Raw genomic sequence first — 26,517 nt, 5'->3', positions numbered from 1 at the left:
CCTCCTCAATAGGCTATGCCTGCTTACGAAGCGTTTGCTCTGCTTCGCTTAAATCAATTGTCAGAACACGGGAAACACCTTGCTCCTGCATGGTGACGCCGTACAAGACGTCGGCCTCTTCCATCGTCCCGCGGTGGTGCGTGATGACGATCATCTGTGTCTTGCCGGACATTTTGCGCATGTTTTCGGCAAAACGAAGAACGTTTGCCTCGTCGAGCGCAGCGTCGATCTCGTCCATGACGACAAACGGCGTCGGTCGGACCTTCAGGATGGCAAAATAGAGCGCGATGGCGACGAAAGCCTTCTCACCACCGGACAATAATGTGATCGTTTTAAGTGATTTACCGGGCGGCTGCACCTTGATTTCAATACCGCAGTTTAAGATATCCGACGGATCTTCTAATTCGAGCGAGGCCTGCCCGCCGCCGAAAAACTCCAAAAACGTCTCTTTAAAGCTCGCGCCAATCCCGTCAAACTCACGGGCAAAGATTGTTTTCATCTCCTGCGTGATGTCCTTGATGATGGAAAGCAGCTCGTTTTTCGCCGTTTCAACATCGTCACGCTGCTCGGTGAGATACGTATAGCGCGTGTTAACTCTGTCATATTCCTCAATTGCCCCAAGATTCGGGTTGCCGAGCGCTGAAATATCGTTTTTAAGCTCCGCAATACGCCGCCTGGCCTCAGAAAGGCTTGGCAGCGCTTGCTTTAAACCGAGCGCCGTTGTCCGGCTGATTTCATAAGTATCCCACAGCCTGTCGATGATCTGCTTTTCCTCCAACTGGGCGGCCAGCTTTTTTTGCTCAAGCCGCGCGCATTCGCGCTCAAGCGTTAAAAGCGTGTTGTTTTTCTCCTGCAGCTCCTTGTCCCGCCGCGTGCGCTGCGCCTCCAGCGCCAGCTTTTCAGCCGTCAGACGGGCGGCTTCCTCTTTCAGGGCTTTGGCCGACGCCGCAATCTGATAGAGAGCCGATTCGCTCTCGGCAATCTCCTTTAAAATGTCCTCCTGCCGGATTTTCAGCGTGGCAAGAAAATCAATCTGCTGGTGGCGGCTGCCGGTGAGCACCTCGCGCAGCTCGGACAGCTCCGTCACCGCCTTGACGAGCGCATCGCGCTCGGCATCACACGAGGCCTCCTGCGCGCGCAGGTCGGACAGCTGCGCCGTGATCGTATCGCGCTCACGCGTGAGCGCCTCCTGACCCTCGGTATCGGCGGCGATTGACGCTCTGACGGCTTGAAGCTTTTCGTCAAACGCGGCAATCTCAAGGCGCACCGCTTCCGTCTCCCGGCCATTTTGCGCGATGCGGGACGCGAGGGAGGATGCGTCTTCTTTAAGGCCGTCAAGATTTTCCTGCGCGGCCGTCAAAAGAATGTCGTAATGCTTTAAGTTTGTTTCAAGCTGCAAAAGCTTGTCCTCAAACGCGCGCCTGTCGCCGCTTGCCGTCTCCAGTTCATAGGCGGCGGCGTTTTGTTCACGGACGGCTTCGTTGAAGGCGCGCAGCGTGTTGTCAGCTTCCTCTTTAAGCTGCGCCTCACGCTGCGTCAGGGCGGCCAGCTCGTTGGCTCTTGAAAGAATACCGGCGTTGCCGGAGGATGAGCCGCCCGTCATCGAGCCGCCGGCGTTCATAATCTGGCCGTCGAGAGTGACGAGGCGAAACCCGTACCCGGCTTTTCTGGCGATACGCACGGCATCGTCAAGCGTTTCGACGACGATCGTTCTGCCCAGCAGATTTTTATAGATGCCCTCATATTTTTTGTCATAACCGACGAGGTCAAGCGCGAGACCCTCAAACCCATCTTCAGATTGAAGCGCGCGGGTATCGAGCACATTGCCGCGGATGGCGGAAATGGGCAGAAACGTTGCCCGGCCGCCGTCGCGCCGCTTGAGGTAAGCAATGGCGGCTTTGCCGTCCTCCTCGGTGTCGACAATAATGTTCTGCATCGCGCCGCCGAGCGCCGTCTCAATGGCGACGGTGTATTTGTCCGCCGTCTTCAGAAGATTTGCAACAGTACCGTGAATGTTTTTGAGGATGCCGCGCTGCGCCTCCTGCATGACGAGCTTGACGGCCTTGGAATATCCCTGATAGTCCTTTTCCATTTCATTGAGCAGGGCGATGCGCGACGTCAACGCGCCGAGTTCCATTGTGACGGCCGTTTTCCGCTTTTCGGCTTCCTCCGCCTTTTTCCGGCGGCTTTCCAGCCGCAGCGCATACCCGCTGATGATGTTTTTAATATTCTGGACGTCTTCTGCCGCGCGGCGGTGCGCGTCACGGCAGACGTCGCGCTCCTCTTCCAGTGCCCGCAGCTTTTCAGTTGCTGCGGCGATGTCCTGCGCCACCGTCTCGTCCCTGTCGTACATCTCCTGCGCGGAAGATGCCAGCGCCGACAGCCGTGCCTTGTGATCGCCCAGGGCTGCCTGCATGTCATTTTCCGCCCGAACATGCTCGGCCAGACGTTTTGACGATGCGCCCGCCGAATCGGCGACCGACGATAAAGCGTCAAAAAGCGCACCGGCTGCCGCCGTCAGACGCGTTTTCTCGGCCGTCAGCGCGGCGATGCGGGACTCTCGCTCGTCAATCTGCGCTTTAATGCCGCCGTCGCGCCCTTCCTGCTCATCAAGCTCTCGGCGGACGCGCTCGGCTTCGGCCGTCATATTCTCAAGCTTTTCCTTTAAAACGGCAACGGTACTCTCATATTCCGCGCTTTTGGCGTCTTCGGTCGAGATGGCCCCGCGAACGGTGTCGAGCGCCAAGTCCTTTTCATGCATGCTCTCGGCAAAATGCTGGGCGTCGTCATAGTCCGATTCGATCTCACCGCCGACACGCTCTTTCTGCGCCGCGGCTGTTTCAAAGTCCTCATTGAGCTTCGTCATCTGCTCGGAAAGCTTTTCAAGGCCGTCCATCCAGACGGAGATTTCGAGACCGCGCAGCTCGTCACGCAAAAAGAGATAGCGCCGGGCCGTCTCGGCCTGCTCAAAAAGCGGCTCGACCTGCAAGGCCAGTTCGCTGATTTTATCATTTAACCGCACAAGGTTTTCATCGGTGTGCTGGAGCTTGCGCTCGGCCTCCTCTTTCCGGTGGCGAAAGCGTGAAATGCCGGCGGCCTCTTCAAATATTTCGCGCCGGTCAGTGCTCTTGGCCGACAGGATCGCGTCGATTTTACCCTGGCCGATGACGCTGTAACCCTCGCGCCCGAGGCCCGTGTCCATAAAAAGCTCGCTCAAATCCTTCAGCCGGACGAGCTGACGGTTGATGAAATATTCGCTCTCACCGGAGCGGTAATACCGCCGCGTGATCATGACCTCCGTGAAATCCATGTCGAAAACGCGGTCTGCGTTGTCCAGTATGAGCGAGACCTCCGCAAAGCCGACCTGCCCGCGGCGGATCGTCCCGCCGAAGATAACGTCTTCCATCTTGCCGCCGCGCAGCGTTCTCGTCGATTGTTCGCCCATGACCCACAAAAGTGCGTCGGAGATGTTTGATTTGCCGCTGCCGTTCGGCCCGACAATGGCTGTAATCGGTTTTTCAAATGTCAGACGCGTTTTTTCCGGGAAAGATTTAAAGCCCTGAATTTCCAACGACTTTAAATACATGCTCACACCGCCCCGCCTTGAACTTATCCTGCCTGCAACATACTTGAGTGTCCGTCTTTTATCCAAAAAAATATGCCGCCTCCCCGGGCTGCGGCACCGGAAAGACTTCGGCCGTATGGTTTTTGCTTTTCAGGATATTATATCCTTTTCACCCGCCATAATCAATGCGCATTATGACGATTTCTCCGCGCGCGGCATCTGCCGCCAAAGTGCGCACCCGCCCGATATGGAGCGCTTTCTCGAGTGCCGTCACCGACGCACGCCGGTGACCGGTCATATAAGACACGCACCCCGGATGGACGCCAAGCGTGACACTTTGCGCGCCGCGCGCGCATTGCAAAAGCGCCAGCGCCTTGTCATAATAGACGCGCGACAAGACGAGCTGGCCGAATGCCGGATGGTACGCCCCACCGACGGCCGCCCCGCCGGAGAGCGCCGTCGTCGGATTAAGGCCGATCCGGATCACGGGGATTCCCGACGCCTCGAACAGCTGATACAAATCGGCACAGAGCGCCACCGCGTCGTCTACCGTGTGTTCTTTATACATACCGGCGCGCCACATGTCGAAAAGCGGCGTGTTCTGCAAAATGACCGTCGGATAAATCCGCACGCCGTCCGGCCGGAGGGCAATGAGGCGCTCGGCCGTCCAGCGCGCCTTTTCAGGCGTGTCGCCCGGCAGGCCCGTCATCATCTGGAGGATGAGCTCAAACCCCTGTTCGCGCACAAGGCGCGCAGCCTTATCGGTGTCGGCTGATGTATGCCCGCGGCAGGATGCCTGCAGCACGTCGTCGCACAGCGACTGCGCGCCGAGCTCTATTGTCCGAACGCCAAAAACGCGAAGGCGCTCGAGCGTCTGTCTGTCAACGGCGTCCGGCCGTGTTGAGAGGCGCAGGGTCGCGTTTTTGTGCGTCGTCAGGAATGGTTGAACCGCACGCAACAGCGATATCTGCTGCTCAACCGGGATGGCTGTAAAGCTCCCGCCGTAAAAAGCAATCTGGCAAGCCGCATCCACGGGCAGCGCCAGCGCGTGCAAGGATGCTGTGACCGTTTCCGCCGCAACTGGTTCTGCCGACCCCGTAATCCGGTGCTGGTTGCAGAAAACGCAGCTGTTCTGGCACCCGAGATGCGGCACAAAAAAGGGAATGACGCGACGGCCCGGCGTCATTTCGCCAGCGCGCGAAGCGCCATTTTGGCCGCCGCCTGTTCGGCTTCCTTTTTGCTTCTGCCAATACCCTCGCCTTTTTTAATGCCGTTTAGCAGCACCTCGACGATAAATTCTTTCTGATGATCCGGCCCGCGCGCGCCGACAAGCGCATAGGCGAGCGTCTGCCCGCTCTTTTTCTGGACGAGCTCCTGCAGCGCCGTTTTGAAATCGCCGCCGGACGGCTCACCGCCAAAATCATAATTTTCCAAAATTAGGCGCTCGACAATGGTTTTGGCCGCGTCAATGCCGCCGTCAGAATAAACAGCGGCGACAAGCGCCTCCATCGCGTCGGCCAGAATCGACGGGCGCTGCCTGCCACCGCCCTGCGCTTCGCCGCGCCCAAGACGCAGATGCGCGCCAAGACCGAGGCGGTTTGCCGCCGCTTCCAAGCTTTTTTCACAGACGAGCTCGGCGCGCAAGCGCGTCATCTGCCCTTCCGGAATCGGCGGCTTTTTGTGATATAACTGTTCGGCCACGATAAAGCCGAGCACGGCATCGCCCAGAAACTCCAGGCGCTCATTATACAAAACGCCGTCTTTTTTATTTTCATTGGCATACGAGCTGTGGGTCAGCGCCGTCTGCAAAAGAGACCTGTCGCGGAACGTATAGCCGAGTTTCTGTTCAAGCTTGTCCATGCACGTCCACCTTTCAAGCGGCCATTAAACCGACCATCTAACAAAAAGGGCGGGTTGTCACCCGCCCGAAATTCCTATGGCTTTCAGTCTATTTTACCGGAGATATAGCGATAGACATCGCCGACGGTAACGAGCTTATAAAGGTCTTCCTCGTCCGCTTCCGGAATATCGAATTCTTCCTCAATCGCCATCGTCAGCTCAACAACATCGAGTGAATCGGCACCCAGATCATCTGTAAAGGAGGTGTCCATGTCGATGGCATCCTCGCTGACGGAAAACTGCTCGGCTATTAAAGCACGCAGCCTCTCAAAAATCACATTGCTCACCTCTCGTCACGTTTGAGCGGCGTGCAGCCGCTTTGCCTAACGAAATATTAAAGCGTCCCTATTCATTTGTCAACAGTTTTTAACGGCACTTTTTTTACGAATTTTTGTCGGAAACATCTGCTATTTTCATGCGCTCAATGTTTTTTACGATATCGTCATTTATGCCGGACTTGACGGCACAGACGGCTTGCCAAACGGCGTTTTTAATGGCACCGGCACCCGACGAGCCGTGGGCTTTGATGACGGGCCTGGCAATCCCTAATAGCGCCGTCCCGCCGATTTTATCCGCGTCGAGCCGTTCCTTAAGCGACCTGAAATCCTTTTTAATCAGGAGGGCCGCCAGCTTCGTGAGCGCATTCTTCATGAAGACGCCTTTGATCTCGCGCATCAGAAACGACGCCGTCCCTTCAATCGATTTCAGAAAAATATTACCGGTGTATCCGTCCGTCACCACAACGTCGCATTCGCCCTGCATAACGCCTTTAGCCTCGACGTTGCCGATAAAAGTAATCGACCCGTCGGCGGCCGCCTGTTCCAGAAGCGTATAGGCTTCGATTTGCAGGTCGGTGCCTTTGATGCGCTCGGTACCGATGTTTAAAAGGCCGACGCGCGGCTTGTCAATATTCAAAACACGATTGGCGTAAAAAGAGCCCATAAACGCAAACTGCAATAGGTATTCCGGCGTGCTTTCCGTGTTGGCCCCGCAGTCGATGAGGATAACGCCTTTGTCGCCAACGGGAATAACAGGCGCGAGCGCCGCCCGGCGAATCCCCCGAATACGCTTGACGACAAGCGTTGCACCCGATAAAAGCGCCCCTGTGCTGCCCGCCGAGACAACGGCGTCACCGGCACCGTCACGCAGCATAGCCAGCGCAACCGTCATCGAGGCATCCTTTTTCTCGCGGATGGCCGTGACGGGGTCCTCGTCCATCCCGATGACATCGCTTGCATTGGCAATTTCAATGCCCTTCGGCAGCTCTTTTCTGCCCATTTTCTCAAGGCTGCGAAGGATGTCCTCGCCACGGCCTGTTAGGATGGCCTCGATTTGAAAGTCCTCGCAGGCCATGACGGCACCGCGGACAATTTCGTCCGGCGCGTTGTCGCCGCCCATGGCGTCAATGATGATCTTCATTTTCCCTCTCACCTTTCCATTGGTCAATCCAATCAAGCGACCGCTGCGATATGGCCTGATTCTTATTTCTCTTACCTTTGACGCGTTGTTCCAGAGGCCGGATGATGCCAAAATTGATATTCATCGGCTGAAAATTCGACACGGCACCGCCCGAGACGTATTGAGCCAAAGCGCCAAGCGCCGTGACGTCCGGAAAATCGGCAGGTGTCAGCCCCGAGAGTTCCCGCGCCGTCTCCAGGCCGCAGAGAAGGCCGCTGGCGGCCGATTCAACGTAGCCCTCCACGCCGGTCATCTGCCCGGCGAAACGGACGCGCACATCTGCTTTCAGCCGGTAATACCGGTCCAGCAGGCGGGGCGAATTGAGATAGGTGTTGCGATGCATGACGCCGTAACGTACAAAGTCGGCGCTGCCGAGCGCCGGTATCATTGAAAAGACGCGCTTTTGCTCGCCAAATTTCAGATGCGTCTGAAAACCGACAAGGTTATACAGCGTCCCCGCGGCGTTATCGCGGCGGAGCTGGACGACGGCGTATGGCTCGCGTCCCGTCCTCGGGTCCGTGAGCCCGACGGGCTTTAGGGGCCCATAGCGCATCGTGTCCTCACCACGGCGCGCCATCACCTCGATGGGCATACAGCCCTCAAAGACACCCGCGTCTTCAAAGCCGTGAACCTCAGCCTGCTCGGCGCGGCAAAGCGCCCGGTAAAACGCCTTGTAGGCGTCTTCATCAAGGGGGCAATTTAAATAATCGGCCGTCCCTTTGCCATAACGGGAGGCTTCAAAGGCGCTTGCCATATCAATGCTCTCTTTTGTAACGATCGGCGCGGCCGCATCGAAAAAGCTGAGATAGCCTTCATTTTGAATCAGGCGCGCCACAGCCGCGGCCATCGCGTCAGACGTCAAGGGCCCCGTCGCGACGATGACAGGGCCTTCTGGAATCGCCGTCACTTCCTCTTCGCGCACCGTGATGCGCGGGTGGTTCTTGATGGTCGCCGTCACGCGGGACGAAAAGCCCGTCCTGTCGACGGCGAGTGCGCCGCCCGCCGGAACGCGTGTTTGATCGGCACAGGCCATCACAAGGCTGTTAAGCCGACGCATTTCTTCTTTCAGAAGGCCGACGGCATTGGCCAGCTCATCGCTGCGCAGCGAATTGGAGCAGACGAGCTCGCAGAAATCATCGGACACATGCGCCGGTGATTTTTGCCGGGGCTTCATGTCGATAAGCGTGACGAGATGGCCGCCCTGCGCCAGCTGCCAGGCCGCCTCGCAGCCGGCAAGACCCGCGCCAACAACCGTGACTGATGCCATCAGCCGGCGGCGGCCGACTTGCGCCCGGCCCCTTTCTTCGGTTTATCCGTTTTGGCGGCCGGTTTTTTCGCTGCTTTTTTTACCGGCTTTTTTGTCGGCTTTTTCGCCGTTTTTTGCTCTTGCTTCTGCTCCTGTTTTTGATCCGGCTTGGCGTTTTCGGCATTATCCGTTTTCTTTTTGTAGCCTCTCTTGTCCTCGGGCAGGAAGTTCGGGCAGGCCTCGTTGATGCAAAACGGCTTTTTAAAGCCTTTGCCTGACTTTTTAAATAATGTATGCCCGCAGTCGGGACAGTTGTCCTTGACGGGGACGTCCCAAGTCAAAAAGCCGCATTCCTTCAGCTTTTCGCAGGCGTAGTAGGTATAGCCGTTTTTTGATGTGCGCTTTAAGATGCGGCTTTGGCACTTTGGGCACCGGCCGGGCATCTCCACGACGAGCGGCTTTGTAAAATTGCACTCCGGGTACCCCGGGCAGGCGAGAAAACGACCGAAGCGCCCGGCTTTGACGACCATCTGGCGACCGCAGCGGTCGCAGACCTCGTCGGACACCTCGTCCGGGATTTTGATCCGCTCTCCCTCCAGGGCGGCCTCCGCGCTATCGATGGATTGCCGGAATCCGCCGTAGAACTCGGAGAGCAGGCTCTGCCAGTCCTTAACACCCTTCTCAACGCTATCGAGGGATTCCTCCATGCGGGCCGTAAACTTTAAATCAACGATGTCGGCAAAGCGGTCTTTCATAAGACCTGTGACAACCTCGCCGAGCGCCGTCGGACGGAGATTTTTGCCGTCCTTGACGACGTACTCGCGGTCTAGAATTGTCGAAATCGTCGGCGCGTAGGTGCTCGGCCTGCCGATGCCCGTCTCCTCCATCGCTTTAATAAGCGTGGCTTCGGTGTAACGCGACGGCGGCTGTGTAAATTTCTGCTCGCTGGCGATATCCTCCAGCCGGAGCGTCTCGCCGGTCTCCAGCTCCGGCAGGGGCGACGACTGCTCCTCCTTGTCGTCGTCACGGCCTTCCTCATAGACGGCCGTAAAACCGGAGAATTTGATGACGGCGTTCGTCGCCCGGAAAACGTATCCGGCGGATACCACATCAACTGTGACGCTGTCGTAAACGGCGCTTGTCATCTGGCAGGCGACAAAGCGGCTCCAGATCAGGCGATAGAGCTTGTACTGGTCGCTTGTGACGCTGCCTTTAATCATGTCGGGCGTGATAAAGACGTTTGACGGGCGGATAGCCTCGTGCGCGTCCTGCGCCGAATTTTTTGTTTTATACCGCGTCGGGCCGCCTGGATAGTAGGACGGGCCGAACTGCTCGATAATCAGCTTCTTTGCGTCGCCGAGCGCCTCTTCAGACAGGCGCAGCGAGTCGGTACGCATATAGGTGATGAGACCGACGGTGCCCTCGCCCTCAATATCGATGCCCTCATAGAGCTGCTGGGCAATCGACATGGCGCGCCGTGGCGTCATACCGAGCTTGCGAGATGCCTCCTGCTGGAGCGTTGAGGTGATAAACGGCGGCGGTGACGACCGCTTTTTTTCCGTCTTTTTGATTGCGCCGACCGTAAACGGCGCGTTTTCAACGGCATCGACAACAGTTTTGACCTCAGCCTCGCTGGTCAGTTCCATCTTTTTGTCGCCCTTGCCGTGAAAAGAGGCTTTGAAACGGCCGTCCTTCACCGTTCGGGAGACGTTGACGGACAACAGCCAGTATTCCTCGGGGACAAAAGCGCGGATTTCGTCTTCCCGGTCCGTCACCATGCGCGTTGCCACAGACTGAACGCGCCCGGCAGACAGGCCGCGGCGAATTTTTCGCCACAAGAGCGGGCTGAGCTTATAGCCGACGATTCGGTCTAAGATGCGCCGGGCTTGCTGCGCGTCGACAAGGTCCTTGTCAATGGCGCGCGGGTTGTCGATACTCTCACGCACGACGCGCTTTGTGATCTCGTTGAAAGTGACGCGGAGCGCTTCGTCATCGCGGAGACCGAGAAGCTCCTTGAGGTGCCATGAAATCGCTTCGCCCTCGCGGTCTGGGTCGGTCGCGAGGTAGACCTTGGCGCTGTTTTTCGCGGCTGTCTTCAGCTCGCTGATCGTCGTTTCCCGGCCTTTGACAGGCTGGTAATCGGGGATAAAGCCGTTGTCGAGATCAACGCCCAGCGTACTTTTCGGCAAATCGCGCAGATGGCCCATCGAGGCCGTCACTTTATAGTCACTGCCGAGATATTTGCCGATCGTTTTCGCTTTGGCAGGCGATTCGACAATCACAAGGTTGGTTTTTGCTTTCGCCATTCGGTTTTGTCCTCATTTCAGGTATGGTCACGGCCGCTTTGGCGGCGTGTTATCATCAAGACCGGAGCACAGCGCCGATTCCTATTCCGCGTTGATCCTGTCACACAATTTAAAGTATTTGCCTGAAGACTGCTCGACAACGCCGTCGAGTTCCAGCAGCGTGAGCAGCGACAGAACGTCGCCCGCACGCAGGGCACAGGCGGCGATGATCTCGTCTATGTGGCGCGTCTCCGACCCGATAGCCGTGACAACGGCATATTCCGCATCATTCAGGCGTTCTTTCAGTTTTACTAGGTCAATATATTCCACGGTTTTGGCGTTGTCAATCTCTTTTTTTGCCGAAATCCGTCGATTTGTGTCGGCTGCGCCGCGTGCCAGATTGTCCGCACGCTTTTTGTCAAGCGGAACTTTCTCCCTGTCAAGACAGATTTTTTCGGGGAAAAGCGCCATATATTCCTCGGCAATTTCGCGACCCGATGTGACGAGCACAGCCCCCTCGCGCAGCAGCTGATTAGACCCCGCGCAAGCCGGTGCGTCGACATTGCCCGGCAGGGCGTAAACGTCTCTGCCCTGCTCTAGGGCGAAATTTGCCGTGATAAGCGCGCCGCTTTTTTTCGGTGCCTCCACAACGGCAACGGCGACGCACAGCCCGCTCATGATCCTGTTGCGGCGCGGGAAGTGCTCGCCAGCCGCGGGCGTCTGAGGCGGGTATTCGCTGAGGATGGCGCCGACCGCGGCGACATCCTCAAAAAGCTGCCTGTTTTCGGGCGGATAGACGATATCAAGCCCGGAGCCAAGAACGCCGACGACGCGCCCGCCCGCGCGCAGCGCCCCCAGCGCCACGGTCGTATCGATTCCACGCGCAAGACCCGTGACGACGAGACAGCCGCAGCGCGTCAGCTCATAGCCCAGCCGTTCAGCCTCTTTGACGCCGTAAGGCGTGCATTTGCGCGTTCCGACAACGGCGATGGCCGCCTCCTCGTCCATCACGGGCAGCCGCCCCCGGACGTATAAGACAAGCGGCGGGTCTGCGATGTTCAAAAGCCGCGCCGGATAATCACCGTCGCCGAGGGTGATGATGCGATAGCCGTTTTCCGCGCAGGCCTCAAGTGTTTTGGCGGCAGAAGACAAATTCTTGTCCGACAGCGCCTCAATATCACGCGGGGTTAAGCCGCCGACATCCCGGTACGCCTGCTCGGGTGCAAAAAAGACCTGCTCAGGCGAGGCGAACCAGTTGAGAACCCTCAAGGCCGTCAGCGGCCCCATACCAGGCCGTGAGGACAGCCAGACCCAATACTTCAGCGATGCCATGGCGTATCTCTCTCTTTCTTTTAGGTCTATGAGATGCTGAACAGATGCTTTTTTGCCTCCCACATGAGGATGGCGGCGGCGACAGCGGCGTTTAAGGATTCGCTGTCCGGCGCCATGGGAATCATGACGCGCGCGTCACAGAGGTCGAGCAGCGCTTGGGACAAGCCGCCCCCCTCGCTGCCGACGGCGATCGCCGCATTTTGAAGCGAAACTGCACGGACGTCCCGGCAGACGCCGGCGAGCGCCGCGCCGTAAAGGGCAAGACCCTGCGCCTTCAGCGCAGCAATCGCGCCGAGTTCCAGAAGAACGACACGCTGCCGGAAGAGCGCCCCCATCGTGGCGCGAACCGTTTTGGGGTTATACAAATCGCAGCAGCCGCCCGTCAGGATGACGCCGTCCATCTTGAAAGCGTCAGCCGTGCGGATGACAGTACCGACGTTGCCGGGATCCTGCACGCCCTCAAGAATGATAAAGGTGCCGGCAGGGTCAAGTGCCGCCGCTGCCGCCGGAATGCCGCAGGAGAAAATGACGCTCTGCGGATTTTTCAGGGGTGATATGGTGCGGATGATATCAGGCGTGACAAAATAGACCGGCACGGCATCCGGCAGCGCATCGGGGCATTTCCCGCTTGTGATAACGGCATGGATTTCGGCTCCGGCGGCAATCGCCTCGTTGAGCAGCTTGGCGCCATCGCAGACGAACTCACAGCAGGCGCGCCGGTAATCGCCGTCAGCACCAAGCTTTTTAAAATGCGCCATAATGGGGTTTTTGCGGCTTTTGATTTCTGTCATGTCGTCATCCCTTATACAAACAAAGCTGTGGCATCGTGTCAAGACGCCGCAGCTTTATCGTTCAGTCTTCGATTGGTTTCATGGTCGGGAACAAAAGAACGTCTCGAATGGAGGCGCTGTTTGTGAGCATCATGACACAGCGGTCGATCCCGATGCCGAGTCCGCCCGTCGGAGGCATACCATATTCAAGCGCCGTTATAAAATCGTCGTCCATCATACAGGCCTCGTCATCACCGGCACATCGCAGGGCGACCTGACGCAAAAATCGCTGCTTCTGGTCGATGGGGTCGTTGAGCTCCGAGAAGGCGTTGCCCATTTCATTATGGCAGATAAACAGCTCAAAGCGTTCGGTCAGGCGCGGGTCATCCGGCTTGCGCTTGGCCAGCGGCGAGACCTCAACGGGGTGATCGATAATGAAGACCGGCTGTATGAGCTTGTCCTCAACGCGCTGGTCGAAGCATTCGTAGAGTAAATCGCCCCATGAAGGCTCCTTGCCGTCCGGCATCTTGACGCCGATTGCGGCGGCGGCTTTGACGGCGTCTTCCGTCGATGTAAAGGCCATGAAGTCAACGCCCGTGTGCTTGAGGACGGCGTCGGCCATCGACAGGCGCGGCCAGCCGGGCGTTAGGTCAAGAGTGTCCGATTGCCAGCTGACGCTATATGTTCCGAGAAGCGCCATCGCCGCCTGAGACAAGAGCGCTTCAAAAAGGTCCATCATAACGTGATAGTCGGCATAGGCCTCATAGAGCTCGACGGTTGTGAACTCCGGGTTGTGCTTTGTATCCATTCCCTCGTTGCGGAAAACACGGCCGATCTCATAAACGCGCTCAATACCGCCCACGATGAGGCGCTTGAGATGCAGCTCGGTCGCGATGCGCAAATACATATCGAGGTCAAGCGTGTTGTGATGCGTGATAAACGGCCGTGCCGTCGCGCCGCCGGAGATGGTGTTCAAAACAGGCGTTTCAACCTCCATATAACCGCGCGCGTCCAAAAAGGCGCGGATATGGCGGATAAAGCGGCTGCGGATATCAAAAACGCGCCGCGTTTCAGGGTTCATAATGAGGTCGACATACCGCTGACGGTACTTGAGCTCCTGATTCGTCAGGCCGTGGAATTTCTCCGGCAGTGGTCTGAGTGATTTGGCGAGCAGGCGCACGGAACGGCAATGCACCGAGACTTCTCCCATACGCGTTTTAAACACAAAGCCTGTAATGCCGATGATGTCGCCAATGTCGCCGCGCTTGAACGCTTCAAAGGCTTCTTCTCCGACATCGTTTAATCGGATATACAGCTGGATACGGCCTTTGTCGTCCAGCAGGTCGGCAAAAATCGCCTTGCCCATGCCGCGGCGCGCCATAACGCGGCCGGCCATGGAGACATCGCTGTTTTCCATGGCCTCGAATTGATTGAGAACATCGGCGGAAAAAACCGACCGTTCAAATCTTGTGATATGAAAGGGGTCTTGCCCCTCCTCCTGCAGCTTGATGAGCTTGTTGAGCCGAATCTGCAGCAGTTCCGACAGTTCTTGCTCTGCCGGTAAAACGTTATTGTCCGCCATTGTCCACTCCGTTACGCTTATTTGCCGATTTTCAGTATTTCAAATGCCAACCGCCCGGCGGGCGCCTCGACCTCCACAATGTCGCTGACGCGGTGGCCCATGAGTTCTTTGCCGAAAGGCGAATCATCCGATATTTTACCGGTAATGGGATCAGCCTCTTGAGAGCCGACGACCTGATACGTCTCCTCAAGGCCGAGCTCACAATCGCGGACGGTGACGATGCTGCCGATGCCGACCTTGTCCGTCTCGTCACTTTTTGTGATAATCTCCGCGTTTTCAATGAGGTTTTTGATTTCAGCGATTTTGGAATAGAGCTTGCCCTGCTCCGTTTTCGCCTCGTCATATTCGCTGTTTTCCGAAAGGTCGCCAAAGGACCGTGCTTCCTTGATTTGCTCGGCTACCTCTTTTTCTCTGACGGTCACAAGATAATTGAGCTCTTCCTTGAGCTCGCTCAGGCGTTCCTCACTCATCTTGTATCTTGTTTCCTTAACCATAGCCACCATCCTTTCGATGTGAAAAATCGTTTTAAACGATTTAATCGCAATGCGCTGTTGTGTGCCGCCCCGTGAATGACGGCGCGCGAGGATTTAAAAAAAGACCGTGCCGGCAGGACACCGACACTTTCTTCTTCCGTCAGACGGCCTTTCAAGCGCAGTGCGCTCAAGGCCGTATATGAGCACTAATTATAGTAAAAACTTGAATTTTTGTCAAGCCGTCAAATAGGCGGCTTTACTTTCAAGAATATAAACCACCGGTCGGCTTTATGACTGTTTTAACAGGTCGAGCGCTTTGTTGAGCTGGATATCTTTATCGCGCGGGAGCTGCCCGCCGTATAAAAGAGCATTGTCCGCCTCGGAAAGATCAACGGGTACATCCGGCGCGATACCGCCGGCGTCATACAGGCTGACGCGATGCGGTGTGACATATTCCCCGGAGGAAATGTGGAGCGCGCCGCCGTCCGGTAGCGTGAGCGTGACCTGCGAGCGATTTTTACCCGTTGTATGCTGGCCGACAACCGTTGCATATTTGTATTCCTGCAGGACAGCCGCAAAATACTCCGCCGCCGAGTAGGAATACTGGTTGACAAGCACAACGGCCGGCAGCTTGACGTTTTCCGCGTCGGATCGCGTCACATCCTCCTTGCCGCTTTTATCGACGGCGATAAAGATATCGCATTCCGGCAGGAGATAATCGAGCATTTTTTTAAGCTCTGTCACACGGCCGCCACCATTGTTGCGCACGTCGAACACGAAGGATTGAGCGCCTTTGGCAACGAGTTCGTCCGCCGCTTTTATAAAACTATCTGCTGTGCCGCCCTCAAAGTTTTTAATCTCGATATAACCGACGTTGCCATCAATTAGTTCCGAGCGCACCGGCTTTGTATCGACAAGGGCGTAAACAGCGCTTAGTGTGCGCTCACTGCCGTCTGGGCTCGCGACCGTCAAGCTGACGGACTGGCCGAGCGCGCGGTCGAACAGGGCGGAGGCGTCATGAAGAGAGAGTTTTGTGATATCCTTACCATCAATCGCCGTGATGATGTCGCCTGCTATAAGCCCGGCTTCTTCAGCAGCCGAGCCGGGCGTTACGCCCAGGACAAGAAGGCCGCCTGTCGCATCGTCCTTTTTCACGGTGATACCGATACCGGCGTACTGGTTGTTGGCATCGTTTTGATACTTTTTATATTCCGACGGCGTCATGTAATACGACCATTTGTCATCAAGGGCATCGACGGTTGCTTTTAAAGCTGCCTCCGAGACCTTTTGGCTGTCATACGTCCCGATATAGGTGTCCTTTATATCACGGCGCATGGCGATATACGTCCGGATTTCGCCGAACAGCCCCACATCGGCACCGGTATACAGCCAGGCTGCGATGACGAGGACAAGACAGGTAAGCGCTGATGCACAAAGCATCAGCGCTATGACCGTTTTAAAGCCAAACTGTTTTTTCATAAACGTTCCTGTTACGGCTTACCAGCCCTGTTTTGTATAGCCGCTGAAGTACTGCAGCGGATTGACGCGCGTCCCGTTCTTGGAGACTTCAAAGTGCAGGTGTGCACCCGTTGATGCGCCGGTTGAGCCGACTTTACCGATGGTATCTCCTTTTGTCACTTTATCACCGGCCTTGACAAGGCGCGCACTCATATGGGCGTACAGCGTCGTCATGCCGTTGCCGTGGCTGATGACGATATAATTGCCATAGGAGGAGCTGTATTCGGAGATGATGATCGTGCCGCTGTCGGCGGCAACGATGCTCGCTCCATATTTTGCGCCGATATCAATGCCATAATGCATGCGCATCTCATGATAAATCGGATGCATGCGCATACCGAACGGCGACGTGACAATCATGCACGACGGCGTCGGCCAGGTGAGCTGACCGGTACCGACGACGCCATTACCCGACTGCTCGTTTTGCTTGCGGAGCTCCTCAACTTTTTTATTGATGTCCGCCTGAATCTTGTCGCCTTCCGCGTTTTCCTGCTCGTAAAGCTCTTTGGCCTGATTCAGATTATCCTCCAGCTGCTGCACGAGGGCTTCGGCCTCGGCCAGCTGCGCTGTGAGCTCCGTCTGCTTTTTCTGCAGGTCGGCTTTGTCGGCCTCTTGGTCGGCCTTGGCCACCTCCAGCGCCGCTTTGGCGTCAATCGTCGCCTGCTTGGCGGCCTTGAGCTTCATATAAAGGTTCTGGTCGTAATGCATCACGTCACCGACGAAGTCAATGCGGGCGAGCAAATCGGCAAAGCTGCTGGCGTCAAAGACGACGGCTATGTATGAGATGGTGCCGTTTTCCTCCATCGTCCGCATGCGGGCTTTAAAGAGTGCAAACTGCTCGTCTTCATACTGCTGATCCTGCTGAACCTCTGTCTCCTTGGCTGCAATGAGCTGTGTATATGTTTCGATTTGATCGGTGATGTTGGCTATCTCCTGCTGCGTCAGGTCGATTTGATTATCAAGGACGTTCTTTTTCGCCATCGCGGTCGACTGCTGATATTTCAGCGAGTTAATCTGCGATTGGATCTCCTGTTTTTTGCGTTCAATTTCCTTCTGCTGCTTTTTCAGACTATCGATCTGGCTCTGGGTGACGGCACTCGCCTTAATACTGTTAACCGCAATATAAAGCACGGATACCGCCATCAAAAGCGCCAGGAGAATGGCAACAATACGGATAAACCATTTTCTCGTCATAGATACACCTTCTCAGACTCTCAAATAGTTCTTGATGGCCATTGCGCTGCCGCCGACGCCGACGCCAAACCCAATTCCGACAAACACAAGGAAAATCGGTATGGCGACGCTTGAAAATGGGATCGTTGTGACAAAGGTCAGCGCATAGCTGTTCACGAGCATGTTGGCAACAAGGGCATAGATGATCCACTGCGCAATGAAGGCAATCAGCGCGCCGGCAAGGCCGAGTGTAAAGCCCTGAAAAACAAACGGCCATCGGATAAAGCTGTTCGTCGCGCCGACCATTTTCATAATGGCGATTTCCTCACGCCTGTCAAACGTCGCCAGTTTGATGGTGTTGGACATGATAAAAAGAGAAATAACGAGCAAGACGGCAGCAATAGTGAGCGACACGGCGCTGACGACGTTGCTGACGGTGACAAAGCCTCTGGCAATGCTGAGGTTGGCGTTAACCTTCACGATGCCGTTGATGGCGGAAAGGTCGTTCTGCGTCTGCTCTGTCTGGGAGATGTCGCGCATATAAATAGCGTATCGGTGGCGCAGAACGGTGGAATCAAGGTTTTCAAAGATGGACTTGTCCTGATATTTGCTCTCAAAGCTCTGCATGGCTTCGTCACGGCTGATAAACGTCGCGTACTCCACGTTCGGCACGCTTTCAATCTGGCTTTCCAGCGCTCTGGCCTGCTGCTCCGTCAGGTTTTCATCGACGAAAGCGAGGACGACATTTTCCTTTTCAAACTTATCAATAATGGCGTTGACATTGACCGCCAGAAGGGAAAAGCTGCCCATGATAATGAGGCAGGCCACGATGATGCAGACCGAGGCAAACGACATGAAGCCGTGCGCGAATATACCGGCGGCACCTTCCTTGATGTAATATGTAAAATTAGACCTCTTCATATTTGTAGTACCCGTCCATTCCGTCACTGATGATCCTGCCGTTGTCGATGGCGATGACACGCTTTGTAAAGGCGTCCACAAGCGCCTTTTCATGCGTCACGACAAGAACCGTCGTCCCGAGCTCGTTGATCTTCTGAAGCAGCATGAGAATTTCAAGGCTGCGCGCCGGGTCAAGATTCCCTGTTGGCTCGTCGGCGACGATCAGATTAGGATTGTTGACAAGCGCCCGGGCGATCGCCACGCGCTGCTGCTCGCCGCCGGAGAGCTCCAGCGGACGCATTTTTGCTTTCATGTCGAGACCGACCAAGTCCAGAACATAGGGAACACGCTTTCGGATCTCCTTGGCGGGAGCGCCAACCGCGTGCATTGCAAACGCGACATTTTCATAAACCGTCTTTTTTGGAATTAGCCTGAAATCCTGAAAGATGACGCCGAGCGAACGCCGCAGATACGGCATCTTGTTCATTTTAATGTCGTTTAAACTAAAGCCGTTGACGACCACCGTGCCGTCTGTCGGCGCGATTTCAGCCGTTAAGAGCTTCATAATCGTTGATTTTCCGGAACCGGAGGGGCCGACGAGAAAAGCGAATTCGCCCGACTCCAGCTTCAGGTTAACGCCTTTGAGCGCTTTCGTACCATTTTCATATTCCTTGAATACATCAATCAGTTGAACCATTCATTGTACCTCAAATTTAGCATCAGGACGATTGCCTCGTGTTCCCGAAAAGCCTTTAAAATTTGGACTCCTGGGAATTTAAATACTTCTTTACCATCAGCGCGACTTTAAAAACAATCGCATGATCAAATTCACGCAGGTCAAGCCCCGTGAGCTTTTTGATTTTTTCCAGCCGATAGACAAGCGTGTTTCTGTGAACGAAAAGCTTTCTGGATGTCTCTGAGACATTCAAGTTGTTTTCAAAGAACTTGTTGATTGTATAAAGCGTCTCCTGGTCGAGCGACTCGATGGGATTTTTCTTGAAAACCTCCGACAGAAACATTTCGCACAGCGTTGTGGGCAGCTGATAAATCAGGCGGCCGATACCGAGATTTTCGTAGTTGATGATCGTCTTCTCCGTGTCAAACACCTTGCCGACATCGATGGCGACCTGCGCCTCTTTATAGCGGTCGGCCAGCTCGCGCAGATGCTTTGCCGGTGTGCCGATACCGATGACGGTTTTCAGACCGAGCTCCTCGCTGAGCTTGTGCTCGACAGTGGCGGCGAGCTTGAGGACATATTTTGTGTCGACAGCGGGCGCAACTTCTTTAATCAGGGCGATGTCCGTTTCGCTGACGGAAATGACAAAATCATGCTGCTTGTCCGGGAAGAGATTCTGCAGCAGCTCAATGGCGGTAACTTCAGACCGACCGACCTGACGGATGACAAGCACGAGGCGCGGCACATCCGTGACAAAATGCAGTTCCTTGGCGCGCACGTAAATGTCGCCCGGGAGAATATTATCGGAGATGATGTTTTTGACGAACGCACACTTATCGTGATTTTCTTCGTAATAAATCTTTGCCTCGGAAATGGCGATAAAGGCCATAATACAAATCGTCTTCGAAATGTCGTCTTCCCCGTCGACAAAAACAGCGTAATCAAATGTTGCCCCGGCGCCGCCCAGCATTTTAAACGTTCTCCCGAAGCTTTTGATGACCTTGTCACCCGTCTCCTCCGCCGACGCCGGAAAGACGCCGATATTGGAACCGACGAGAGCCAGTTCGCTGCTGGCGACAATGGTACCGTCCGAATCAATAACGCCGATGAGCCGTTTGGTGGCTTCTTTCATCTGGACAATAACACTTTGAAAGATTCTGCTGGACATGACATTGTCCTCCCATTTTCTTCTTTTTACCGGACGGGGAACTGTTTCGTGATTTTGACCATACCTACAACATTAACATAATATACTGGAATTCAACAATTTTCAAGTGAGAAATCATAGTCATTTGTTATTTTTTTTAATTTTTTGTTAAAATAACGAGCACTATATGCCAATTTTCACAATTTCAGCACGAATGGAGGCAATTCTTCCAAAAATTTTACACAAAATTTTTCCAGATATCGATCGGTTCAAAGACACACGCAAGCTCCTCCTGCGTCATTTCTCGGTAAGCGCCCGGCTGTAAACGCGCGTCAAGGTGGAGCCCGCCGACGGCCACGCGCTTTAAAAATGTGACGGGCTTGCCCTGCGATGCCAGCATGCGCTTGACCTGATGGTATTTTCCCTCACAAATTCTCACATAAGCTGCGCTTGTGGAATCGGCAGAAATTATTTGTAGGGACGCGGGCAGGCAGCGCAGCCCGTCCTTCAGCATAACGCCATTTTTAAAGGCCTCGGCATCCTGCGATGTCAGCGCGCCTGTTGTCTCGACGTAATACGTTTTAAAAACATGCTTCGACGGCGACAGAACCCGATGGGCAAAGGCCCCGTCATCCGTTAAAATCATGAGACCTTCGGCATCCTTGTCAAGCCGCCCCGCCGGAAACAGGCCGATATGTGCCCACGGGCCTTCAAGGAGGTCGTTGACTGTCTTTTCGTCGCGGTCTTCCGTCGCGGAAACAACACCCGCGGGTTTGTTGAGCATCAGGTAGTGATACTTTTGATAGGTCAGTGTTTTGCCGCTGACGGAAATAACGGCAGACTGCGGATCAATTTTGAGCGCGCCCGACAAGGCCGTCACGCCGTCAACAACGACAAAACCCGCTTTTATGAGCCGAAGCGCCTCTCTTCTTGAGGCGATACCGGCATCGGATATGAATTTGTCAAGTCGGATGCTATCCATATTATTCCTCCGTGCCCCCGCCGGGCTTTTCCCCCAATCGACGTGGCAAGTAACGCATCTGCCTGTCATAACGCGGGACAGGAGCGAATAAGCTTTATCAACAAGATGACGGGGTGAACGATATGTTTATTTTTACCACCAAATTCAATAAGAAAAAAGCCGTACTGATTATCCTGGCGCTGGCCGTTGTTCTCGCTGCCATTGTCCTCATTGCGGGGAAACTCGATCAGACGGGTGCCAAAGAGACGGCCGTCCTGTCGGCCATTGTCAAGGACAATGACCAGCGCGTTTCGTATCTCACGAAGCTCGGCTGGGTTGTCGAACAAACGCCTGTGGAAGAGCAGACCGTTGTGATACCGCGGGAATTTACGGCCGTCTACAAGCAATACAACGCACTCCAGCAGGCACAGGGTTTTGATCTGTCCAAGTATGGCGGTATTGAGGCTACGCGCTATACGTACAGAATTCTTAATTACCCCAACGTCCCGGACAATGTCGTTGCCGACATCATTGTCTACCGGAATGAAGTCATCGCCGGCGACGTGCAGTCCTACGCGCTTGACGGCTTCATGGTGGGCCTATCATTTCCGCAAAGCTCCATGAGCGCGATGGCATCGCCGTCTCCGAGCGCGGCGGCACCGACAGCCGTGTCGCCGAGCGCCGTCCCGAGTGCGTCACCGAACGCCTCGACGCCGAAAACGTCTCCCAACGCCGCTGCTCCCAACACGTCGTCTCCGAACACAGCCTCACCCGTTTCGCCAAACGCCTCGAAAACAGACACCCTGACATCAGATGTGAATTTGGACGAATCGGCTCCGTGAATATAACGGCCATATAAAAGCAGCCGGGTTAAGGATGAAAAGGGCATTGCCGCAATTGGCAATGCCCTTTTTCGTGTGGTTTAAGACTTACGCCTCAACGCCGGTGACGACGCCGGAGCCGACGGTGCGGCCGCCTTCGCGGATAGCGAAGCGGAGGCCCTGCTCAATAGCGATCGGGGTGATGAGCTCAACGTCGATGGTGACGTGGTCGCCGGGCATGCACATCTCGGTGCCTTCCGGCAGGTTGATAACGCCGGTGACGTCTGTTGTGCGGAAATAAAACTGGGGACGGTAGTTATTGAAGAACGGGGTGTGGCGGCCGCCCTCTTCCTTGGAGAGAACGTAAACCTGACCCTTAAACTTCGTGTGGGGCTTGATGGAGCCGGGCTTAGCCAGAACCTGGCCACGCTCGATGTCCGTCTTCGCGACGCCGCGGAGCAGCGTGCCGATGTTGTCGCCGGCTTCCGCGTAATCGAGGAGCTTGCGGAACATTTCGATACCGGTGACGGTTGTCTCTTTCGGCTCGTCCATCAGACCGACAATCTGAACCTTGTCGTTCATGTTGACCTGGCCACGCTCGACACGGCCCGTGGCGACGGTGCCGCGGCCTGTGATCGTGAAGACGTCTTCAACAGGCATAAGGAACGGCAGGTCGGCTTTGCGCTCCGGTGTTGGGATATAGCTGTCGACAGCGTCCATCAGCTCTTTGATGCAGGCATATTCCGGCGCATCCGGATCGGTGGAGGTGGAAGCCAGCGCGTTGAGCGCGCTGCCCTTGATGATCGGCAGATCATCGCCGGGGAACTCATACTTGGACAGAAGCTCGCGGACTTCCATCTCGACGAGCTCGAGGAGCTCGGGATCGTCAACCTGGTCAACCTTGTTGAGGAAGACGACGATGGCCGGAACGCCGACCTGGCGGGCGAGAAGAATGTGTTCACGCGTCTGAGCCATCGGGCCGTCTGAAGCGGCGATGACGAGGATCGCACCGTCCATCTGCGCGGCGCCGGTAATCATGTTCTTGATATAGTCGGCGTGGCCCGGGCAGTCAACGTGCGCATAGTGGCGCTTTTCCGTCTCATATTCGACATGGGCTGTATTGATCGTGATGCCGCGCTCTCTCTCTTCAGGCGCCTTATCAATCTGATCATAAGCCTCAAACTTCGCTTTGCCGGAAAACGACAAATACTTCGTGATTGCGGCGGTGAGCGTCGTCTTTCCATGGTCAACGTGACCAATCGTGCCGATATTGACGTGCGGCTTTGTTCTTTCAAACTTTTGCTTAGCCATGGCTAAAAAATCCTCCTTACAGTATTTGAAATAAAATCAATTGACGAATTCCTTGTAATGCGGTATTTTACAGTATTTTTTGAAAAATGGCAATCATTATTTTTTATTGCTTATTCCCGGCAATGAGCTCCTGCTGCAGCGATTTCGGCAGTTCAACGTAGTGGCTCGGCTCCATAGCGTATGTGCCGCGTCCCTGTGTTTTAGAGCGCAGGTCCGTCGAGTAGCCGAACATGGTGGACAGCGGGACAAACGAGTTGACAACGGCTGCGCCGCTGCGCGTCTCCATACCGGTGATCTGACCGCGGCGGGAATTGATGTCACCGATGACATCGCCCATATAGTCCTCCGGGACGGTGACGACGACCTTCATGATCGGCTCAAGCAGGACGGGGTCCGCTTTGTGCATACCTTCCTTGAAGGCCATGCTGCCAGCGATTTTAAACGCCATTTCACTCGAGTCGACCTCGTGGTAGGAGCCGTCATACAGCGTCACCTTGACATCGACAACCTGATAACCGGCCAGAATACCGGCCTGCATGGCGCCCTGGATGCCCTGATCGACAGCCGGGATATACTCCTTCGGGATCGAGCCGCCGACAATTTTGTTGATGAACTCGTAGCCCTTGCCGGATTCATTGGGCTCAACGATGATCTTAACGTGGCCGTACTGACCTTTACCGCCCGACTGTCTGGCGTACTTGTGGTCGACGTCGGCCGATTTTCTGATGGTCTCTTTATAAGAGACCTGCGGTTTGCCGACGTTGGCCTCAACCTTAAACTCACGCAGAAGCCTATCGACGATGATCTCCAGATGGAGTTCACCCATACCCGCGATAATCGTCTGCCCGGTCTCCTGATCGGTGTACGTTTTGAACGTCGGGTCCTCCTCGGCGAGCTTACTGAGCGCAATGCCCATCTTTTCCTGTCCGGCTTTCGTCTTCGGCTCGATGGCGACGCGGATAACAGGCTCCGGGAATTCCATCGACTCCAGAATGATGGGGGCCTTCTCGCTGCACAGCGTGTCACCCGTCGTTGTGTTCTTCAGGCCGACGGCGGCGGCGATATCACCGGAATAGACCATATTGATGTCTTCACGGTGGTTGGCGTGCATCTGCAGGATACGGCCAAGGCGCTCTTTGTTGCCCTTCGTCGAGTTCAAAACGGTTGCGCCGGCTTCGGCGGTTCCCGAATAAACACGGAAGAAGGACAAACGCCCGACATATGGGTCCGTCATGATCTTGAACGCCAGCGCGGAAAACGGCGCATCGTCACTGGCGGGACGCGTATCCGTTTCCTCCGTGCCGGGGATGACACCCTGAATATCCCGGATGTCCAGCGGCGACGGCATATAATCGACGATCGCGTCTAAAAGCTTCTGAACGCCTTTGTTTTTGTAAGATGTGCCACAGACGACGGGGATCATCTCAACGGCGAGCGTGGCCTTCCGAATGGCGGCCTTCACAGCGTCTGCGCTGATTTCTTCGCCCTCGAGATAGCGCTCCATGATCTCCTCATCGAAATCCGAGACGGCTTCAATGAGCTTTGTGTGGTACTCCTTGGCGAGGTCCATCATGTTCTCCGGTATCGGCTCAACGCGCATATCCTTGCCGAGCTCATCATAGTAGATGTCGGCCTTCATCTCCACGAGGTCGATAATCCCCTTGAAGTCGGCTTCAGCGCCGATGGGCAGCTGAATAGGCACGGCGTTGGCTTTCAGCCGATCCTCTACCATACTGAGCACGTTAAAGAAATCGGCGCCCATGATGTCCATCTTATTAACGTAAATCATTCGCGGCACGTGGTATTTATCGGCCTGCCGCCAGACCGTTTCAGACTGCGGCTCTACGCCGCCTTTAGCGCACATGACCGTCACCGACCCGTCCAGGACGCGCAGGGACCGCTCCACCTCAACAGTGAAGTCCACGTGACCCGGGGTATCGATGATATTAATGCGGTGATCATTCCAAAAACACGTCGTCGCAGCAGAGGTGATGGTGATGCCTCTCTCCTGCTCCTGTTCCATCCAGTCCATCGTCGCGGCGCCTTCATGGACCTCGCCGATTTTATAGGTGCGGCCCGTATAGAACAGAATTCTCTCGGTTGTTGTGGTCTTTCCCGCATCAATATGAGCCATAATGCCTATATTTCTCGTTTTTTCAAGCGAATACTGTCTCGGCATATCACTCACTCCTTTATATTTTCCTGTGGTCCCTGGCGAAAAAGACCAATGCGATTACCAGCGGTAGTGGGCAAAAGCTTTATTAGAATCTGCCATTCTATGGGTATCTTCGCGTTTCTTGACGGCGCTGCCGAGGTTATTGGCGGCGTCCATGATTTCGCCTGCGAGACGCTCTTTCATCGTTTTTTCATTGCGCGCTCTTGAATACGTTGTCAGCCAGCGCAAGCCGAGCGTCTGACGCCTGTCGGCGCGGACCTCGATCGGCACCTGATAGGTGGCACCGCCGACACGGCGGGCCTTGACTTCGAGCGACGGCATGATATTTTCGATCGCCGTAATGAAAACGTCCAGCGGCGGCTTGCCTGTCTTTTCGCCAATAATATCAAACGCGCTGTAGACGACTTTCTGAGCGACACCTTTTTTGCCGTCGAGCATGATGCTGTTGACGAGCCTCGTTACAAGCACGGAATTGTACAGAGGATCAGGCAAAACTTCTCTTTTCGGTACGTTACCTCTTCTGGGCACGATACTTCCCTCCTTCATATAAAATGATTTCACAGGTACTCCGGAAAATCATGTGCTGCGGATGCCGCGACGCGGCGAGCGGCACGATCGCGCCGGCGAATTCATTTCGCCTGTGAGCGCGTTGATCTCCCGGTGGGTGCCTGCCTTTGAGGCAACATACATCAATATATAATGTATATATACCTTCATGGCAAGGCATTAGCCTCACGCATAAAGCGTTATAAGCCAGATGTTACTTCTTTGCCGCTGTCTTGCCAGCCTTGGGCTTCTTCGCGCCGTACTTGGAGCGACCCTGCATGCGCTTATTGACGCCCTGCGTATCCAGCGTGCCGCGGATGATATGATAGCGGACGCCAGGGAGGTCCTTGACACGGCCGCCGCGAATCATGACGACAGAGTGCTCCTGAAGATTGTGGCCGATACCGGGGATATAGGCCGTGACCTCATAGCCGTTCGTCAAACGGACACGGGCGATTTTCCGCAGCGCGGAGTTCGGCTTTTTCGGTGTCGATGTTCTGACGGCTGTGCAGACGCCTCTCTTCTGCGGCGAGGACAGGTTCGTCTCCTTGTTTTTCAGCGTGTTGAGGCCCTTTTGCATGGCCGGCGACGTTGACTTGTAGGAGAGCTCCTCTCTTCCCTTTCTGACAAGCTGATTAAATGTTGGCATTATTTTCCTCCTTTCCTGAGTTTTATTAT

22 protein-coding genes are annotated in these 26,517 nt (G+C 55.4%); 1 reads left to right on the top strand and 21 read right to left on the bottom strand.

What is annotated here, in order from left to right:
• Positions 1-13 precede the first annotated feature (13 nt).
• The 17 genes from smc to IZU99_04180 all read right to left on the bottom strand — a co-directional run bounded on the left by smc (position 14) and on the right by IZU99_04180 (position 21,006).
• A complete protein-coding gene (gene smc, locus IZU99_04260; GenBank protein ID UOO38739.1) occupies positions 14-3,586 on the bottom strand; it encodes a chromosome segregation protein SMC in 3,573 nt (1,190 codons plus the stop codon).
• A 148-nt stretch (positions 3,587-3,734) separates the two neighbouring features.
• Complete coding sequence (locus IZU99_04255) at positions 3,735-4,751, bottom strand: radical SAM protein (GenBank protein UOO38473.1); 1,017 nt, start codon at positions 4,749-4,751, stop codon at positions 3,735-3,737.
• Positions 4,748-5,425 (bottom strand): ribonuclease III, encoded by a 678-nt coding sequence (gene rnc, locus IZU99_04250; GenBank protein UOO38472.1) that lies wholly within the window; start codon positions 5,423-5,425, stop codon positions 4,748-4,750. Before rnc ends, IZU99_04255 begins: the two co-directional genes overlap by 4 nt.
• Positions 5,426-5,508: 83 nt before the next feature.
• Positions 5,509-5,742, bottom strand: a complete 234-nt coding sequence (acpP, locus tag IZU99_04245) for an acyl carrier protein (GenBank protein ID UOO38471.1) — start codon at positions 5,740-5,742, stop codon at positions 5,509-5,511.
• Between the two features lie 103 nt (positions 5,743-5,845).
• Positions 5,846-6,883 carry a phosphate acyltransferase PlsX gene (plsX, locus tag IZU99_04240; GenBank protein UOO38470.1) on the bottom strand — a complete coding sequence of 346 codons (1,038 nt, stop codon included), beginning with the start codon at positions 6,881-6,883 and terminating at the stop codon, positions 5,846-5,848.
• Positions 6,867-8,189: a methylenetetrahydrofolate--tRNA-(uracil(54)-C(5))-methyltransferase (FADH(2)-oxidizing) TrmFO gene (gene trmFO / locus IZU99_04235; protein ID UOO38469.1), complete on the bottom strand. Its 1,323-nt coding sequence runs from the start codon at positions 8,187-8,189 to the stop codon at positions 6,867-6,869. Before trmFO ends, plsX begins: the two co-directional genes overlap by 17 nt.
• Positions 8,189-10,474, bottom strand: a complete 2,286-nt coding sequence (gene topA, locus IZU99_04230) for a type I DNA topoisomerase (GenBank protein ID UOO38468.1) — start codon at positions 10,472-10,474, stop codon at positions 8,189-8,191. Before topA ends, trmFO begins: the two co-directional genes overlap by 1 nt.
• An 81-nt stretch (positions 10,475-10,555) precedes the next feature.
• Complete coding sequence (dprA, locus tag IZU99_04225) at positions 10,556-11,785, bottom strand: DNA-processing protein DprA (protein UOO38467.1); 1,230 nt, start codon at positions 11,783-11,785, stop codon at positions 10,556-10,558.
• 26 nt (positions 11,786-11,811) lie between these two features.
• Positions 11,812-12,576 (bottom strand): RNA methyltransferase, encoded by a 765-nt coding sequence (locus tag IZU99_04220; GenBank protein UOO38466.1) that lies wholly within the window; start codon positions 12,574-12,576, stop codon positions 11,812-11,814.
• A gap of 61 nt (positions 12,577-12,637) precedes the next feature.
• Complete coding sequence (gene lysS, locus IZU99_04215) at positions 12,638-14,137, bottom strand: lysine--tRNA ligase (GenBank protein ID UOO38465.1); 1,500 nt, start codon at positions 14,135-14,137, stop codon at positions 12,638-12,640.
• A gap of 17 nt (positions 14,138-14,154) precedes the next feature.
• Entirely contained in the window at positions 14,155-14,631 is a 477-nt protein-coding gene (greA, locus tag IZU99_04210; GenBank protein ID UOO38464.1) for a transcription elongation factor GreA, read from the bottom strand.
• Positions 14,632-14,898: 267 nt separating this feature from the next.
• Positions 14,899-16,089 carry a PDZ domain-containing protein gene (locus IZU99_04205; protein UOO38463.1) on the bottom strand — a complete coding sequence of 397 codons (1,191 nt, stop codon included), beginning with the start codon at positions 16,087-16,089 and terminating at the stop codon, positions 14,899-14,901.
• A gap of 18 nt (positions 16,090-16,107) precedes the next feature.
• Positions 16,108-17,322 carry a peptidoglycan DD-metalloendopeptidase family protein gene (locus tag IZU99_04200; protein UOO38462.1) on the bottom strand — a complete coding sequence of 405 codons (1,215 nt, stop codon included), beginning with the start codon at positions 17,320-17,322 and terminating at the stop codon, positions 16,108-16,110.
• A 12-nt stretch (positions 17,323-17,334) separates the two neighbouring features.
• On the bottom strand, positions 17,335-18,315 hold the full coding sequence (ftsX, locus tag IZU99_04195; GenBank protein UOO38461.1) for a permease-like cell division protein FtsX: 981 nt from the start codon (positions 18,313-18,315) through the stop codon (positions 17,335-17,337).
• Positions 18,209-18,898 carry a cell division ATP-binding protein FtsE gene (gene ftsE / locus IZU99_04190; protein UOO38460.1) on the bottom strand — a complete coding sequence of 230 codons (690 nt, stop codon included), beginning with the start codon at positions 18,896-18,898 and terminating at the stop codon, positions 18,209-18,211. Before ftsE ends, ftsX begins: the two co-directional genes overlap by 107 nt.
• Before the next feature lie 55 nt (positions 18,899-18,953).
• On the bottom strand, positions 18,954-20,045 hold the full coding sequence (locus IZU99_04185) for a helix-turn-helix domain-containing protein (GenBank protein UOO38459.1): 1,092 nt from the start codon (positions 20,043-20,045) through the stop codon (positions 18,954-18,956).
• A gap of 217 nt (positions 20,046-20,262) precedes the next feature.
• Entirely contained in the window at positions 20,263-21,006 is a 744-nt protein-coding gene (locus tag IZU99_04180; GenBank protein ID UOO38458.1) for an rRNA pseudouridine synthase, read from the bottom strand.
• Between the two features lie 122 nt (positions 21,007-21,128).
• Here IZU99_04180 and IZU99_04175 point away from each other — a divergent pair, with 122 nt between their 5' ends.
• Entirely contained in the window at positions 21,129-21,827 is a 699-nt protein-coding gene (locus IZU99_04175; GenBank protein UOO38457.1) for a DUF4830 domain-containing protein, read from the top strand.
• An 87-nt stretch (positions 21,828-21,914) separates the two neighbouring features.
• Here the strand turns inward: IZU99_04175 and tuf are convergent, their stop codons facing one another.
• From tuf to rpsL, 4 genes are all read right to left on the bottom strand, one after another.
• Positions 21,915-23,117 carry an elongation factor Tu gene (gene tuf, locus IZU99_04170; protein ID UOO38456.1) on the bottom strand — a complete coding sequence of 401 codons (1,203 nt, stop codon included), beginning with the start codon at positions 23,115-23,117 and terminating at the stop codon, positions 21,915-21,917.
• 103 nt (positions 23,118-23,220) lie between these two features.
• Positions 23,221-25,296: an elongation factor G gene (gene fusA / locus IZU99_04165; protein UOO38455.1), complete on the bottom strand. Its 2,076-nt coding sequence runs from the start codon at positions 25,294-25,296 to the stop codon at positions 23,221-23,223.
• A 54-nt stretch (positions 25,297-25,350) separates the two neighbouring features.
• On the bottom strand, positions 25,351-25,821 hold the full coding sequence (rpsG, locus tag IZU99_04160; GenBank protein UOO38454.1) for a 30S ribosomal protein S7: 471 nt from the start codon (positions 25,819-25,821) through the stop codon (positions 25,351-25,353).
• Between the two features lie 232 nt (positions 25,822-26,053).
• Positions 26,054-26,488, bottom strand: coding sequence for a 30S ribosomal protein S12 (rpsL, locus tag IZU99_04155; GenBank protein UOO38453.1), 435 nt, complete (start codon positions 26,486-26,488; stop codon positions 26,054-26,056).
• Positions 26,489-26,517 lie beyond the last annotated feature (29 nt).

Source organism: Oscillospiraceae bacterium CM (assembly GCA_022870705.1).
Taxonomy (GTDB): Bacteria; Bacillota; Clostridia; order Oscillospirales; family Oscillospiraceae; genus Sporobacter.
The sequence above is the reverse complement of the archived record's forward strand: the minus strand, read 5'-3'. Positions and strand labels throughout refer to the sequence as shown.

Excerpts from the sequence above, each read along its gene's own strand:
- smc (UOO38739.1), bottom strand. The coding sequence starts at position 3,586 with ATGTATTTAAAGTCGTTGGAAATTCAGGGCTTTAAATCTTTCCCGGAA.
- IZU99_04255 (UOO38473.1), bottom strand. The coding sequence starts at position 4,751 with ATGACGCCGGGCCGTCGCGTCATTCCCTTTTTTGTGCCGCATCTCGGG.
- rnc (UOO38472.1), bottom strand. The coding sequence starts at position 5,425 with ATGGACAAGCTTGAACAGAAACTCGGCTATACGTTCCGCGACAGGTCT.
- plsX (UOO38470.1), bottom strand. The coding sequence starts at position 6,883 with ATGAAGATCATCATTGACGCCATGGGCGGCGACAACGCGCCGGACGAA.
- trmFO (UOO38469.1), bottom strand. The coding sequence starts at position 8,189 with ATGGCATCAGTCACGGTTGTTGGCGCGGGTCTTGCCGGCTGCGAGGCG.
- topA (UOO38468.1), bottom strand. The coding sequence starts at position 10,474 with ATGGCGAAAGCAAAAACCAACCTTGTGATTGTCGAATCGCCTGCCAAA.
- dprA (UOO38467.1), bottom strand. The coding sequence starts at position 11,785 with ATGGCATCGCTGAAGTATTGGGTCTGGCTGTCCTCACGGCCTGGTATG.
- IZU99_04220 (UOO38466.1), bottom strand. The coding sequence starts at position 12,576 with ATGACAGAAATCAAAAGCCGCAAAAACCCCATTATGGCGCATTTTAAA.
- lysS (UOO38465.1), bottom strand. The coding sequence starts at position 14,137 with ATGGCGGACAATAACGTTTTACCGGCAGAGCAAGAACTGTCGGAACTG.
- greA (UOO38464.1), bottom strand. The coding sequence starts at position 14,631 with ATGGTTAAGGAAACAAGATACAAGATGAGTGAGGAACGCCTGAGCGAG.
- IZU99_04205 (UOO38463.1), bottom strand. The coding sequence starts at position 16,089 with ATGAAAAAACAGTTTGGCTTTAAAACGGTCATAGCGCTGATGCTTTGT.
- IZU99_04200 (UOO38462.1), bottom strand. The coding sequence starts at position 17,322 with ATGACGAGAAAATGGTTTATCCGTATTGTTGCCATTCTCCTGGCGCTT.
- ftsX (UOO38461.1), bottom strand. The coding sequence starts at position 18,315 with ATGAAAAGGCGCTTGTGGACGCCTTTACAAAGCGTGTCATCGCCATCG.
- ftsE (UOO38460.1), bottom strand. The coding sequence starts at position 18,898 with ATGGTTCAACTGATTGATGTATTCAAGGAATATGAAAATGGTACGAAA.
- IZU99_04185 (UOO38459.1), bottom strand. The coding sequence starts at position 20,045 with ATGTCCAGCAGAATCTTTCAAAGTGTTATTGTCCAGATGAAAGAAGCC.
- IZU99_04180 (UOO38458.1), bottom strand. The coding sequence starts at position 21,006 with ATGGATAGCATCCGACTTGACAAATTCATATCCGATGCCGGTATCGCC.
- IZU99_04175 (UOO38457.1), top strand. The coding sequence starts at position 21,129 with ATGTTTATTTTTACCACCAAATTCAATAAGAAAAAAGCCGTACTGATT.
- tuf (UOO38456.1), bottom strand. The coding sequence starts at position 23,117 with ATGGCTAAGCAAAAGTTTGAAAGAACAAAGCCGCACGTCAATATCGGC.
- fusA (UOO38455.1), bottom strand. The coding sequence starts at position 25,296 with ATGCCGAGACAGTATTCGCTTGAAAAAACGAGAAATATAGGCATTATG.
- rpsL (UOO38453.1), bottom strand. The coding sequence starts at position 26,488 with ATGCCAACATTTAATCAGCTTGTCAGAAAGGGAAGAGAGGAGCTCTCC.